The sequence below is a fragment of the Frigoribacterium sp. AC394 genome (assembly GCF_979258095.1).
Map to the genome: position 1 here is coordinate 1,647,030 of NZ_OZ409834.1, position 14,085 is coordinate 1,661,114.

General features: G+C 71.6%; 9 protein-coding genes. 4 read left to right on the plus strand and 5 right to left on the minus strand.

Annotated elements, in window-relative coordinates; all coding sequences use genetic code 11:
- Positions 1-148 precede the first annotated feature (148 nt).
- Both ACZZY9_RS07560 and ACZZY9_RS07565 read left to right on the plus strand, forming a co-directional pair.
- Positions 149-3,532, plus strand: coding sequence for an Ig-like domain-containing protein (locus tag ACZZY9_RS07560; RefSeq protein WP_463463630.1), 3,384 nt, complete (start codon positions 149-151; stop codon positions 3,530-3,532).
- A 103-nt stretch (positions 3,533-3,635) separates the two neighbouring features.
- Positions 3,636-4,103 carry a pilus assembly protein CpaE gene (locus ACZZY9_RS07565; protein WP_463463631.1) on the plus strand — a complete coding sequence of 156 codons (468 nt, stop codon included), beginning with the start codon at positions 3,636-3,638 and terminating at the stop codon, positions 4,101-4,103.
- A gap of 17 nt (positions 4,104-4,120) precedes the next feature.
- Here ACZZY9_RS07565 and ACZZY9_RS07570 read toward each other — a convergent pair whose 3' ends face one another.
- The 5 genes from ACZZY9_RS07570 to dnaK all read right to left on the minus strand — a co-directional run bounded on the left by ACZZY9_RS07570 (position 4,121) and on the right by dnaK (position 9,470).
- Entirely contained in the window at positions 4,121-5,248 is a 1,128-nt protein-coding gene (locus tag ACZZY9_RS07570) for a class I SAM-dependent methyltransferase (protein WP_463463632.1), read from the minus strand.
- A gap of 34 nt (positions 5,249-5,282) precedes the next feature.
- Positions 5,283-5,690: a heat shock protein transcriptional repressor HspR gene (locus ACZZY9_RS07575; RefSeq protein WP_192061599.1), complete on the minus strand. Its 408-nt coding sequence runs from the start codon at positions 5,688-5,690 to the stop codon at positions 5,283-5,285.
- A gap of 58 nt (positions 5,691-5,748) precedes the next feature.
- The gene (locus ACZZY9_RS07580; protein WP_463463633.1) at positions 5,749-6,762 is read right to left on the minus strand and encodes a DnaJ C-terminal domain-containing protein; all 1,014 of its coding nucleotides are present in this window, start codon (positions 6,760-6,762) and stop codon (positions 5,749-5,751) included.
- Between the two features lie 120 nt (positions 6,763-6,882).
- Positions 6,883-7,581 carry a nucleotide exchange factor GrpE gene (locus tag ACZZY9_RS07585; RefSeq protein WP_244637297.1) on the minus strand — a complete coding sequence of 233 codons (699 nt, stop codon included), beginning with the start codon at positions 7,579-7,581 and terminating at the stop codon, positions 6,883-6,885.
- Between the two features lie 8 nt (positions 7,582-7,589).
- Complete coding sequence (gene dnaK / locus ACZZY9_RS07590) at positions 7,590-9,470, minus strand: molecular chaperone DnaK (protein WP_192061593.1); 1,881 nt, start codon at positions 9,468-9,470, stop codon at positions 7,590-7,592.
- A 203-nt stretch (positions 9,471-9,673) separates the two neighbouring features.
- Between dnaK and ACZZY9_RS07595 the strand changes: the two genes are divergently transcribed.
- Both ACZZY9_RS07595 and ACZZY9_RS07600 read left to right on the plus strand, forming a co-directional pair.
- Positions 9,674-11,056, plus strand: coding sequence for an MFS transporter (locus ACZZY9_RS07595; RefSeq protein ID WP_463463634.1), 1,383 nt, complete (start codon positions 9,674-9,676; stop codon positions 11,054-11,056).
- A gap of 89 nt (positions 11,057-11,145) precedes the next feature.
- On the plus strand, positions 11,146-13,884 hold the full coding sequence (locus ACZZY9_RS07600) for a hypothetical protein (RefSeq protein WP_463463635.1): 2,739 nt from the start codon (positions 11,146-11,148) through the stop codon (positions 13,882-13,884).
- The last annotated feature ends 201 nt before the right edge of the window (positions 13,885-14,085 follow it).

The window sequence follows — 14,085 nt, forward strand, 5'->3', positions numbered from 1 at the left end:
GCATGACAGGCACCACCCGGAGGGGCGCCGCCGACGGCGGCGCCCCTCCGGCATGTCATCCGTGTCGCTTATTCCGATGACATGTGTCATTAATGAGAGTCGTGATCCTCGATCGGGATCCTCCGACGACCAGAAAGACGACCAGCACATGAAACGACTCCCTCAGGCGGCGGGCGCTCTCGCTCTCGCCGCCGTCCTGCTCGGCGGGGTCCTCACGCCGCCGGCGGTGGCGTCATCCGCCACCCCGAATCCGTTCACGACCCCGCTGGCGTTCCGTTCGGCCGACGGCGGCTACGTGGCCTACCGCGAGAGCCCCGAACCCGCCGACGACGGTCGGTACTCGTTCCGCGCCACCCGGCACGCGGAGCTGGCCGATGCGCTCACGACCGCCACGCGCGTGGCCCTGCCCGAGCCCGGCGCGGCGGCGGCTCCGGTCACCCTGCCCACCGGCGACGCGTGCCTGACGTCCCTGCCGGTCGGATCCGACGCGCTCACGCTCGTCGCCGCGCCCGGCGCCTGCGACGACCCCGCGGGGCTCTGGCTGGTGACGCGCGAGGGTCAGGTGCGGCCCTCGTCGGGCGACGTCGGACTCGGCGCGGTCCAGGCGGCCGACCCGTCGGTGTGGCCCAACACGGGCCTCCGACCCGCGCTGACGGCACCGGCGGCGCCCCTCGCCGACCGACGGTTCGATCGCCGCCCACTCGAGGCCGAGCTGGTCCAGGTGAACGACATCGCCCGCACGGCCGTCATCACGGGAACGGCCACCTCGTTCGCCTCCGTGCGGGTCGGTGCCGTGCGGGCCGACGTCCGAGAGGACGGGACCTTCCGGATCACCGCGACGCGACTCGCCATCGGGCACAACGAGCTCCGGATCGAGCAGGTCGTGGCCGGCGAGGTCGTCGACGCGGTCGCCCTCGACGCCGACGTCGTCGACGGCGGCCGCATCCTCCCGGCGGCAGGCCCCACCGTCGACCTCGAGCGCGGATCCGACACCGGCGTGCTCCTCGGAGTCACGACGATCGACGACTTCGCCCGCCTCGAGGGCGTGGCCGAGATCACCGCGCCGACCGGCACGACCCTCTCGGCGGGCCAGACGACGCTGGCGGCCGAACGTCGCGGCGCCGACGGGACGTGGGCGCCCGACACCAGGCTGGATCTCGTCGACGGGACGATCGCGGCCGACGGTCGCCGCGCCTCCTACGATCTCCACTGGCGTGATGCCGCCGAGGCGCTGCCCTCCGGGAGCGAGGTCCGGTGGACGGTCGACGTCGCCACGCCGGCGTCCGCGTCCGCCGCGGCGGGTTCGCTCGGCTTCGGATTCTCGGGGACGGGTGCTCCGAGCGACTTCCGAGCCGTCGGCTCGACGCCGACCACCATCACGGTGCCGCCCCGCGAGGTGACGGCCGAGGTGACGCTGCCCGACGCGCTCGACGAGCCCGCGGTGGTGTCGGGCGCGGGCCACGAGGGGGCTCGCATCGAGGTGAGCGTCGACGACGCCCCTCTCGGGACGACCGAGGTCGTCGACGAGGCCTGGGCGCTCGAGATCGACCCCGACCTCGGTCCCGGCAGGCACGTGCTCGACGTCGTGCAGAGCATCGACGGCGCACCCGCCGGCCGCACGAGCGCCGAGGTCGACTTCGGACCGGCGGTCGACCTGGTCGCGCCCGTCTCGGGCCAGGTCGTCCCCGGCGTGACGACCGTGTCGGGCACCGGTGCGGCCGGAGCCGAGGTCACCGTCGAGGTCGACGGCCGTACCGAGTCCGCGGCCGTCGTGGACGGCGAGTGGTCCGTCGAGGTCGAGCTGCCGCCGTCGCACGACGAGACCACCATCGAGGTCGCCCAGCGGGCACGGGGAGACGTCCGATCGGCCGACCGGGTGCGGGTCGTCGCGGACGCCCGACAGGAGCTGTCGCCGGTCGTCGTGGACGGACCGGCCGACGGCTGGTACCGCAGCGGCGAAGCCACCGCCCTCTCCGGGACGGCGACGCCGTACGCCCGCGTCGTGGTCCGCAACCAGTGGACGAACGAGGCCGGTCGCGCCGTGGCGGACGCCGACGGTGCCTGGTCGTTCGAGCGCGCGTGGGGTCCGACGGCCGCCTACCGGCTGACCGCGACGCAGACCCTGGTCGACGGCCGCACCTCGGCGTCGGCCGAGTTCACCCTGCTGCCCCTGGGCTCGTTCCGAGCGCTCGAGGTCACCAGCCACGCGGCGAACGACAGCTACGTGCCGGGCGTCACGACCTTCAGCGGCGTCGCGACCCCCGGGGCGTGGGTGACGGCGACCAACCAGTGGGATCGACGCCTCTTCGCCACGCGGGCGTCGCAGACCACCGGCGAATGGAGCGCGCCGGCCGAGCTCGGTCCGGTGGCCGACTACGACGTGCGGATCTCGCAGACGGCGCCCGACGGGCAGCCCGACCAGGTCCGACTGCGCCTGACGCCCATCATCGGGTGGGTGCCGGCGACCGTGACCAGCCACGTGGACGGCGGCGAGTACGTGCCGGGTCCCGTGACGCTGGCCGGCGCGGGCACACCCCGGGCGACGATCGCCATCACGAACCAGTGGGGCGTCTCCATGGGCACCACGACCGTCGGCACCGACGGACGCTGGTCGGTCCGTCGCGACATGGGGCCGCGAGCCTCGTACGCGCTGACCGTCGTCCAGACCCGCGGATCGGAGACGAACACCGTCGAGCTCGTGCTGAACCCGCCGGCCTGGCGGGCCCTGCAGCTGCTCAGCCCCGAGGTCGGCGACCGTTACGAGCCGGGCGCGCGGACCGAGTTCCGCGGAGTCGCGACTCCGCACTCGACCGTGACGGTGACGACCGACCTCGGCTCGGTGCTGTTCCAGGCGCCGGTCGCCGCGGACGGCACCTGGTCGAACACCCGGGCGTACGGCCCCGTCCGGACGTACACGCTGACGATCGAGCAGGCGGCGACGACCGACCAGGGCGACGCGCTGCGGTTCGTCTGGGCGCCCGACATCGCCCTGCGGCCGGTCGCCGTGACCAGCCACGACGACGGCGAGACCTACCGCCCGGGTCCCGTCACGCTCGGCGGCACGGGCACGCCCGGCGCCACCGTGCGGGTCACGAACCAGTGGGGTGCGGCGATGGGCACCTCGGAGGTCGATCTCGACGGCCGCTGGAGCATCGAGCGCGAGCTCGGGCCGCGGAGCGACTACATCCTCACCGTGCAGCAGGACAGCGCGGGCGAGATCGACGAGACGCGTGTCACCCTCCTCGCACCCGTCTGGCAGCGCATGACCATCGACTCTCCGGTGGTCGACGACGGTTACGACAGGAACGTCGACGTGAGGTTCGCCGGACGCGCGACGCCGTTCGCGACGATCGACGTCTCGACGGCCTCCGGGGTGCAGCTCGCGACCCCCACGGCCGACCGGAACGGCGACTGGTCGTTCACCCGGCGGTTCGGCCCCGAGCACGTCTACACGCTCGTCTTCACGCAGCGGGCCGCGGGTCATGCCGACGACGCGCTCGACCCGATCCGGTTCGGGCCGGCCGAGGGCTGATCGAACCGGCCGGCTCCGCGTCGCCCGCTCGAGGCGACGCGGGGCCGACCGGCACCCGAGGCATGTCGGGCCGCATCGGGCCGGGCGAGCGCACACTGGGACGATGCTCGATGTGACTCTGGCCCGCCGACTCCACGACGCCGGGCTGCGCTGGCATCCGACCACCGGCGACCGGTTCGTCATCGATCGAGGCGAGTTCGTCGGCGACGTCTTCACCATCAGCGAGATGACCATCGAGGCTCACGAGTACCCGACGGGCACCGTCCTCGGCTTCAACGGGACGACCGAGTGGGCGCTCGACTCCGTCGCCGCCGACCAGTCGCTCTGGCTGCCTCGGGAGGACCAGCTGAGGGCCCTGCTGGCGCGGTCGTTCCGCTCGTTGACCCGCGCCTCCTCGGCCGACGGTGACGGCGACGGTCGCGGCGACGAGGTGGGCCCGACAGCCGAGCGGATCGTCTACGAGGTCCGGGTCGACTCGTCGGGCGGAGAGCGCGTCTTCCGGGCCGCCGACCCCGAGGACGCCTACGCCGCCGCCCTGCTGGCCTACATCGACGCGGCGCTGAACCTCTAGGCCGGCTCGAGCCGACCTCAGCGTCGGACGGAGACCGTCACCGTGAACTTGGCGGTGCGGGCGACCTGCCGCGTGGGGCCCACGATGCGCTCGAGCGCACCCCGGTAGGCGAGCGGCGAGTTCCACACGCACCAGAGCTCGCCGCCGGGGGCGAGCATGCGCGCCGCGGCGTCGAACAGCTTGTGCGCGATGCCGGCATGCACCGTCGCCCCGACGTGGAACGGCGGATTGAGCAGCACCAGATCGGCCGACCCGTCGGGTATCGACGAACCGGCGTCGTCGCGCCGCACCTCCACCCGGTCGGCGACCCCGTTGGCGGCGGCCGTCGCCTCCGCCGACGACACGGCGGCCCACGACTGGTCGGTGGCGATCACCCGCCAGCCGGGGTGGTCGCGCGCCCACGAGGTGGCGAGCACGCCCGTTCCGCAGCCGAGATCGACCGCGAGCGGGGTCTCGTGCGCCGGCGCGGTTCCGGGCTCCGCCCCTCGGAGCGCCTCGAGCAGCGCCCGCGTGCCGATGTCGACGGTGGATCCGGCGAACGCGGCGCCGTGGGCGACGACGACCAGATCACCGTGGCGGGAGGTGCGCGGCCAGTCGGGTGCGCCTCCTCGGACCGGCCCGGACGCGGTGACGACACGCGACTTCTGTCGTGCCAGCCCCGCCGTCACCGATGCGAAGCGTCGTGCGAGGACGTCGTTCATCGCGGTGGTCATGTGCTTGACGCGCCCCCCGGCGAAGACCTGGACGTCGGGGTCGGCGTGCCGGGCCACGAGCGCCGCGATCTCGTCGAGGGCGTCGAGCCCCCGGGGCAGCTGCAGCAGGACGACCCGGGCGCCGTCGACCAGCGCGGCGTCGAGCGCGTGCCCGACGACGACGGCCGACGACCCCAGTCTCTCGGTGTTGGCGGCGAGCGCCAGTTCGCCCGAACGGCCGTCCTGGTGCGAGCGGATCGGATGCGCGCCGACGAGGTCGGCTGCGCCGAGGGCGAGGGCGCCGTAGCGATCGCCGATCACCGTGACGCGGTCGGGATGGGCGACCAGCGCCTCCTCGGCGGTGTCGAGCAGCAGGCGGTCGGTGGCGTCGTGGGCCAGCAGCTCGGGCGCCTCGACGTCGGGCCATCGGCGGAGCCGGTCGAAGTCGATCACCCCGACACGGTACCGGTGCGGCGGGGAGCCCGCGTCAGCGGAGGGGACGCCAGACCACGAGCGAGGTCTGGCGTGCCGGGCGGGTGCCGTGCTTGAGCGGCACCACGCCACTCTCGCCGGCGGCGAAGACGCGGCTGCCGGGGCGGTTGACGAGCTCGTCGGCCAGTGCCCGCTCGAGCTCGCGCACCCGCGAGTTCAGGGCGGTCACCTGGTTCTCGAGCTCGAGGATGCGCTTGATCCCCTCGAGCGAGACGCCCTCGCCGCCGAGGCGCGAGATCTCGCGGAGCTGCACGACGTCGCGCATCGAGTAGCGACGCGACTTGCCGGCCGTCCGCTGGGGCACGACCAGGCCGAGCCGGTCGTACTGCCGCAGCGTCTGAGCGTGCATGCCGGCCAGCTCGGCCGCGGTCGCGATGGCGAAGATCGGCGACGACTCGTCCATCGCCCAGCCGGTCGCCGGGTCGGCCGGATCTCTGCGCTCGGTCATGGTCGTCGTCCGATCAGGCCCGGGCGCGGGCGATCAGGTCGTCGCGCGGGTTTTCGGCCGGCAGCGCGGCGGCCAGCGCCTCGACGGCCTCGCGCGCCTTGTCGTTCAGATGCGCCGGCACGGCCACCTGGACCGTGGCGAGAAGGTCGCCGGTGCCGGCCTTGGTCGTGACACCGCGCCCCTTGACCCGCAGCACGCGGCCGCTCGGAGTGCCCGCCGCGACGCGCAGGCGCACCGGCTCGCCGCCGAGGGTCGGCACCTCGATGGTCGCGCCGAGTGCCGCCTCGGCGAACGTGACGGGGACGTCGACACGCAGGTTCTGGCCGTCGAGCTCGAAGACGGGGTGCTTCCGCACCGCGATCGTCAGCACGAGGTCGCCGGCCTCGCCACCGTCGGGGCTGGGCTCGCCACGACCGCGGAGGCGGATCTTCTGGCCGTCGTGCACGCCGGCCGGGATCTTGACCTTCATCGGCTTGCCGTTGGAGGCCTGCAGAGAGATGGTCTCGCCCACGATGGCGGTCTGGAAGTCGAGCGTGGTCGTGGCCGTCATGTCGCGGCCCTTCTGCGGCCCGCCGAACCCGCGGTAGCCGCCGCTGGTCTGACCGAAGCCGCCCCCGCCGCCGCCGAACATGCCGCTGAAGATGTCGTCGAAGCCGCCGCCACCGCCGCCGGGCTGCCGGTACTGCGTGCGCTGACCGCCGCCGCCCTGCCCGAACATGCCGCCGAAGACGTCCTCGAAGCCGCCGCCTCGGGCGCCGGGCCCGCCGCTGCCGGCCGAGAAGCGGGCGCCGCCGCCCATGGCGCGCACCTGGTCGTACTCTTTGCGCTGCTCGGGGTCGGCGAGCACCGAATGTGCCTCGCTGACCTCTTTGAACTTCGCCTCGCTGGCCGCGTCGCCCGGGTTGGAGTCGGGGTGGTACTTGCGAGCGAGCTTGCGGTACACCTTCTTCAACTCGGCGGGCGTGACGTCTTTGGAGACACCGAGGACGGCGTAGAAGTCTTTATCGAACCAGTCCTGACTCGCCATGCGGCACCTCCTTCCATGGATCTTGGCCGCCCGGGAGGGGCTGCCGGAGAGAATGTGGGAGGCGGTGGGCGCCTCCTCGAGGCGCCCACCGCCGGTCGCGACTCGCGTCGCGGTGTGGTTCTACTGCGGTGCGTGCACCGCGACCTTGGCGGCCCGGATGACCCGGTCGCCGATCTTGTAGCCGGGCTCGATCACGTCGGCGACCGTGTTGACGGTCACGTCGGGGCTCGGCAGCTGCACGAGGGCGTCGTGCATGGTCGGGTCGAAGACGTCGCCCTTCGCGCCGATCTGCACGAGCCCGAACTTGTCGAGACCGCCGCGGATCTTCTGCGCGATGACGGTCATCGGGCCCTCGGCGAGGTCGCCGTGCTGCTCGGCGCGGACGAGGTCGTCGAGCGCGGGCAGCAGCGACCGGACGACCTCGGCGACGACGGCCTCGCGGTTCGCCTCGCGGTCGCGCTCGACGCGACGGCGGAAGTTCACCAGCTCGGCCTGCGCACGGAGCATGTCCTGGCGCATGTCGGCGACGAGATCGCGGCTCGCCTCGTCGAGGATGGCCTCGTCTTCGGCGCTCATCGCGGCCGCGGCCTCGGCCGCCCCCTCGGGCGCCTCGGCGTCGCTCGGCACCTCGACGTCGGGCGCCTCGACGGTCGGGAGGTCGTCGACCCCGTCGACCGCTGCGGTGCCGCCGTCTTCGGAGGGGACGTCGGCGCTCGCCTCGGGCCGGACCTCACCGGTCTCGGGGTCGAGTCGCCGCTTGTCTCGGACGACCGGCTCGGGCTGCTCGTCGTCGACGGGACGGTTCTGCTCGTCAGTCATGCGGACCTCTACTTCTTGTCGTTGTCGTCGTCGTCCACGACCTCGGCGTCGACGATGTCCTCGTCGTCGGCCGGGGTCTGGCCGTCGCCCTCGGAGCCCTCGGGCCCGGCGGCACCCGCGGCACCGGCCTGGTCGGCCTGACCCTGCGAGTAGATGGCCTGGCCGAGCTTCGACTGGCTCTCGTTGAGCTTGTCGAAGGCGGGCTTGACGGCGGACTCGTCGTCGCCGGCGAGGGCCGACTTCAGCGCGTCGACGTCGGCCTGGACTTCGGACTTGACGTCGGCGGGGAGCTTGTCGTCGTTGTCCTTGATCAGCTTCTCGATCGAGTAGACGAGCTGCTCGGCGTTGTTGCGGGTCTCGTTGGCCTCGCGACGCGCCTTGTCTTCGGCGGCGTGCTCCTCCGCCTCGCGGACCATGCGCTCGATGTCGTCCTTCGAGAGCGACGAGCCGCCGGAGATGACCATCGACTGCTCGGTGCCGGTGCCCTTGTCTTTAGCGGACACGTGCACGATGCCGTTGGCGTCGATGTCGAAGGTGACCTCGATCTGCGGCACGCCGCGCGGGGCGGGGGCGATGCCGGTCAGCTCGAAGGTGCCGAGGTTCTTGTTGTCGCGGGTGAACTCGCGCTCGCCCTGGAAGACCTGGATGGCGACGGACGGCTGGTTGTCGTCGGCCGTCGTGAAGGTCTCGCTGCGCTTGGTCGGGATGGCCGTGTTGCGCTCGATGAGCTTGGTCATCGCGCCGCCCTTGGTCTCGATGCCGAGGCTCAGCGGGGTGACGTCGATCAGCAGGACGTCCTTGCGCTCGCCCTTCAGCACGCCGGCCTGCAGGGCGGCGCCCACGGCCACGACCTCGTCGGGGTTCACGCCCTTGTTGGGCTCGCGACCGCCGGTCAGCTGCTTGACGACCTCGGTGACGGCCGGCATGCGGGTCGAACCGCCGACGAGGACGACGTGCGAGATGTCGCCGACCTTGACACCGGCCTCCTTGATGACGTCGTTGAAGGGCTTCTTGGTGCGGTCGAGGAGGTCGCTCGTCCACTGCTCGAACTGCGAGCGCGAGATGGTCTCGTCGAGGTTGAGCGGGCCGTCGGCCGTCAGCGTGAGGTAGGGCAGCTGGATGCTGGTCGAGGTGCTCGACGACAGCTCCTTCTTGGCCTGCTCGGCAGCCTCCTTGAGGCGCTGCTTCGCGATCTTGTCGGTCGACAGGTCGACGCCGTTGTTGTCCTTGAACTTCTTGATCAGGTGCTCGACGATGCGGTTGTCCCAGTCGTCGCCGCCGAGGCGGTTGTCACCCGAGGTGCTGCGCACCTGGATGGTCGAGAAGTCGTCGTCCTTGCCCACTTCGAGCAGCGAGACGTCGAAGGTTCCGCCACCGAGGTCGAAGACCAGGATGAGCTCGTCCTCCTTGCCCTTGTCGAGGCCGTAGGCCAGGGCCGCGGCGGTGGGCTCGTTGATGATGCGGAGCACGTTGAGGCCCGCGATCTCGCCGGCCTCCTTCGTGGCCTGACGCTCGGAGTCGTTGAAGTACGCCGGGACGGTGACGACCGCGTCAGTCACCTCTTCGCCGAGGTACTGCTCGGCGTCGCGCTTCAGCTTCGCGAGGATGCGCGCGCTGATCTCCTGAGGGGTGTACTTCTTGTCGTCGATCTCGACCTTCCAGTCGGTGCCGACGTGTCGCTTGACCGACGCGATGGTGCGGTCGACGTTGGTGACGGCCTGGCGCTTGGCGGTCTCGCCGACCAGCACCTCGCCGTCCTTCGTGAACGCGACGACCGAGGGGGTCGTGCGGAGACCCTCGGCGTTCGCGATGACGGTGGGCTCGCCGCCCTCGAGGACGCTGACGACCGAGTTGGTGGTTCCGAGGTCGATTCCTACTGCACGTGCCATGTGCTGTTCTCCTTCGTGGTGCGCTGTTGCGGAAACTTGTGGGGCCGGCCTTGAGTCGGCCAGGCTCAACTTTACTCACGCCCTCGCCGAGGTCAAGCTGTGAAGCTGAAAGTTGAGCCAAAAACACTCAAGTCTCGAACGGGGGTCGCCCCCGCAGGAGGCGCGGTGCCGGCAGGACACCCCCGCCGACTAGGTTGACCCCCATGACCGCAGCGCAGACGCTCGCCGACACCGCACCGATCCCCCGTGGCCGGGTGATCTCGTGGGCGCTCTGGGACTGGGGCTCGGCCGCGTTCAACGCCGTCGTCACCTCGTTCGTCTTCAGCACCTATCTGGCGAGCGGCGCGTTCGTCGACCCCGCGATCGTCGCGGCGGCGGGGGACGACACCCGCAACGCGGCCCTCGTGCTCGCCAAGGCCGAGAACGCGACTGTCATCTCGACCGCGCTGACGATCGCGGGCATCCTGATCGCCCTGCTCGCGCCCGTGCTCGGCCAGCGGAGCGACGGCTCCGGTCGACGCAAGCTGTGGCTCGCGGTCAACACCGGCCTCGTCGTGGCGGCGATGGCCGCGATGGTCCTCGTGGCCCCGGTGCCGGGCTACCTCGTGTTCGGCGCGGCCCTGCTCGCCGTCGGCAACATCTTCTTCGAGTTCGCCAGCGTCAACTACAACGCGATGCTCGTGCAGGTCTCGACGCCCAAGACGATCGGCAAGGTGTCGGGATTCGGCTGGGGCCTCGGCTACGTCGGCGGCATCGTGCTGCTGCTGGTGCTGCTCGTCGCGTTCCTGCAGAGCTTCGGCGTCGACGGCCGCGGCGGCCTCCTCGCCGTGCCGACCGGGACGGAAGGAGGCGCGTGGGACGTCCGCTGGGCCGTCCTCGTCTCCGCCGCGTGGTTCGCCGCGTTCGCGGTGCCGGTGCTGCTCGCGGTGCCCGAACCGCCCGCCACCGCGGCACGCGCGCGGGTGGGGCTGTGGGGTTCGTACCGCCTCCTCGGCTCCACGATCGCGAAGCTCTGGCGGACCAACCGCCAGGTGCTGCTGTTCCTGCTGGCCAGCGCGGTGTTCCGCGACGGCCTCGCGGCGGTGTTCACCTTCGGTGCGATCATCGCGGCGCAGGTGTTCGGCTTCACCCCGAGCATGGTCATCTACTTCGCGGTCGGCGCCAACCTCGTGGCCGGCATCGGCACCTTCGTCGGCGGCTGGCTCGACGACCGGCTCGGGGCGAAGACGATCATCGTCGGGTCGCTCGTCGGTCTCGTGATCGCCGCGTTCGCCGTGCTGGCCATCGGGACCGCGACGGATCTGTTCTGGGTCTTCGGCCTGGCGCTCGCCCTCTTCGTCGGGCCGATCCAGTCGGCGAGCCGGTCGTTCCTCGCCCGCGTCACACCGCCGGGGCGCGAGGGCGAGATCTTCGGCCTCTACGCCACGACGGGGCGCGCCGTGAGCTTCCTGGCCCCGGGGCTCTTCACGCTGTTCGTCTCGGCGACCGGCGACACGCGCTACGGCATCGTCGGCATCGCGCTCGTGCTGCTCGCCGGGCTCCTGCTGATGCTTCCGGTGAAGGGCGTCCAGCGGTCCATCGACTGAGCTCCGTGGCCTCGGTCACACCGATTCGAATGTAATATACGAGTCGGCCGCCCCGATCGGTCTTCCCTGCACCTCATCCGAGAGAAGACATGAAGAAGATCACCACCGGGCTGGCCGTCGCCGGCCTCGCCGCAATCACCCTGGGGGCGGCCTCACCCGTCGCCGCAGAACCGGGCTCCGGGGCCCCCGTCGCGAACGAGACCACGGCCGCGGCGTCACCGTCCTCGACATCCACCTCGGCGACCGCCGCCGCAGCACCTCGCATCGCCTCCATCGAGCCGTCCGACCGCGACGAGCTGTCGGTCATGGGCATGGCCCCGGGCGCCCGCGTCGTGGGCATCCGCGTCGAGGGCGGACCGAGCGAAGGCGCCGGTGTCGTCGACGGCCGCTTCGCCGCCCTCATCGACATCGCCCACCTCGGCAAGAACGCCACGCTGATCTCGTACACCCCGCAGGGCGTGGTCGAGGTCGACTTCGTCCTCGAGCCCCAGTACGCCGAGGGCGAGAACGAGGCGCCCGGCACGCCCGTCATCCACGCCGTCAGCCAGTACGACGACGACAGCTTCGTCATCGAGGGCACCGTGGCGCACCAGCCCGATCTGTTCTCGAAGACCGAGGTGTGGGCCAACCGATCCGGGATGTCATGGGACTTCCCGTCCGAGAACGGGTCGTTCTCGCTCACCGTGCCCGCCTCGCGCGCCGGCGAGATCATCGACGTGACCGCCTACTACCGGGGCCACGCGAGTGAAACTGCCCAGGTCGAGCTCGTCGAGACCGAGCGCAACACCGCCTCCGAGGTCCACCCGCTCGAGGTCGAGTCGCCTACGGCGGGCGACGTGCTGGCGGCCCCCGAGGCGACGTTCACGGGGTCCGGGATCCCGAACTCGCAGATCGTCGTGAGCCGCGACGAGAAGACGAACCGCGCCTCCTCGACCCTGTGCGAGACCCGCGTGACCTCGCTCGGCGACTGGAGCTGCACCTCGCCGGCGCTTCCCGCCGGGAGCTACGACACCGTCGTGACCGAGACGCCCACCTGGACCACCGCGCCGAAGCAGACCGCGGGCACCGCGTTCTCCGTCGCCGACACCACGCCCGATCCCGGCGCGTCGAACACCGGCGGCCCCGCGACCCCGATCCTGTCGTCGGTGACGGAAGAGGCCGACGGCAGCCTGATCGTCCGTGCCATCGTCAACGGCGCGGGCCAGGCCCGCATCGAGGTCGGCGACCACAGCGAGACCCTGCCCCGCGGGCAGCACGGTCGATTCCCGTTCACGCTCGACGGATCGATGCTCGGCCAGACCGCGACGATCACGGGTGTGTCCCCTGAGGGCGATGGCGACTCCATCGAGATCGATCTGACCCCGACCGAGGCCCCGGCGGGCTCGCCGCTGGCAGCCCCGCAGGCGCACGGCGTGACGAAGTCCGAGGGCGAGCCGTTCTACGTCCAGGGCACGACCTCGTACTTCGACGACGAGTACTCCGTCCCGTCGGTGATCGCGCAGGTCGACGGCGAGTTCATCGGTGCGACGGGGGCCACCTGGAACGGCGCGTTCTTCATCGCCATCCCGGCCGAGTACGCCGGTCAGGACATCGACCTCATCACGGTCCGGAACGCCGAACTCTCCGAGGCGACCACGATCACGGTCGAGCCGACCGAGGGCAACACGGCCTCCGAGGCGTTCCCGCTCGAGGTGACCTCGCCCGCCGAGGGCGAGAGCGTCACCCCCGACCTGACCTCCCTGGTCGGCGAGGGCATCCCCGGCGCGCGGATCTCGATCGAGTCGTCGGCCACCGAAGGCGACGCGCCGCTCATCACGAGTGTGCTCGGCGACGGCAGCTGGAGCGTGCCCGTCACTGCTCCCCTGCTGGCCGGCGACCACGAGATGACCGTCACCGAGACGCCGTACTGGCCGGGCGTGCCCGCGGTCACCTCGGCCCGCTCGTTCACCGTCTCCGACGGCTCCGAAGACGGCGACGACTCCGAAGGCGGCGAGTCCGACGAGCGAGCGATCACCGTCACCACACCGGTCGACGGCAGCACCTTCGCCGCCGGCAGCGTCGTGACCTACACCGGCACGGCCACCCCTGAGGCCACCGTCTCGGTCCGTCTCGGCTACGGCTTGGCGCCCCTGGTCGCCGAAGCGGACGAGAACGGGAACTGGACCGTGTCCCGCTGGCTCGGCAACGCGCCGTACACCGCGACCATCACTCAGTCGAAGGACGGCAAGCAGATCGGTGACCGTCACACGGGCCCGACCATCACGCCTGCCGCGACGACCGCGCCCATCGTCGTCACCGCACCCACCGACGGCGGCACCTTCGCCGCCGGCAGCGTCGTGACCTATACAGGCACGGCCACCCCCGAGGCCACCGTCTCGGTCCGCCTCGGCTACGGCCTGGCACCGCTGGTCGCCGACGCCGACGAGAACGGCAACTGGAGCGTGTCGCGCTGGCTCGGCAACGCGCCCTACACCGCGACCATCACGCAGTCCAAGGACGGCAAGCAGATCGGCGGCGCGCACACCGGACCGACCATCACCCCCGCCGCCACGACCGCACCCGTCGTCGTCACCGCGCCCGTCGACGGCAGCACCTTCGCCGCGGGCAGCGTCGTCACGTTCACGGGCACCGCCACCCCGGGTGCCGACATCGCCGTGCACCTCGGCTACGGACTCGCACCCGTCACCGGGACCGCGAACGCCTCCGGCGACTGGAGCGTCTCGCGCTGGCTCGGCAACGCGCCCTACACCGCCAAGGTGATCCAGTCCAAGAACGGCACCCCGCTCACCGCCACCCACACCGGGCCCACCATCACCCCCGCCCGCTAAGACACGGCGGCGAACCGTCCACCGGCGCGAGTCGCCTCGACGACACGACGAAGCCCCCGGAACGAGCCCTTGCTCACTCCGGGGGCTTCGTCGACTCGCGGCCACGATGGTGACGCTCTCCGGCTGCTGATGCGCGGAAATCCCGCGGTCCCTCATTGTGATCACAGGGTCAAGGTGCGCGCTTTTCGAATGTAATATACG

Excerpts from the sequence above, each read along its gene's own strand:
- ACZZY9_RS07575 (WP_192061599.1), bottom strand. The coding sequence starts at position 5,690 with ATGGACGAGTCGTCGCCGATCTTCGCCATCGCGACCGCGGCCGAGCTG.
- ACZZY9_RS07585 (WP_244637297.1), bottom strand. The coding sequence starts at position 7,581 with ATGACTGACGAGCAGAACCGTCCCGTCGACGACGAGCAGCCCGAGCCG.
- ACZZY9_RS07565 (WP_463463631.1), top strand. The coding sequence starts at position 3,636 with ATGCTCGATGTGACTCTGGCCCGCCGACTCCACGACGCCGGGCTGCGC.
- ACZZY9_RS07595 (WP_463463634.1), top strand. The coding sequence starts at position 9,674 with ATGACCGCAGCGCAGACGCTCGCCGACACCGCACCGATCCCCCGTGGC.
- ACZZY9_RS07580 (WP_463463633.1), bottom strand. The coding sequence starts at position 6,762 with ATGGCGAGTCAGGACTGGTTCGATAAAGACTTCTACGCCGTCCTCGGT.
- dnaK (WP_192061593.1), bottom strand. The coding sequence starts at position 9,470 with ATGGCACGTGCAGTAGGAATCGACCTCGGAACCACCAACTCGGTCGTC.
- ACZZY9_RS07600 (WP_463463635.1), top strand. The coding sequence starts at position 11,146 with ATGAAGAAGATCACCACCGGGCTGGCCGTCGCCGGCCTCGCCGCAATC.
- ACZZY9_RS07560 (WP_463463630.1), top strand. The coding sequence starts at position 149 with ATGAAACGACTCCCTCAGGCGGCGGGCGCTCTCGCTCTCGCCGCCGTC.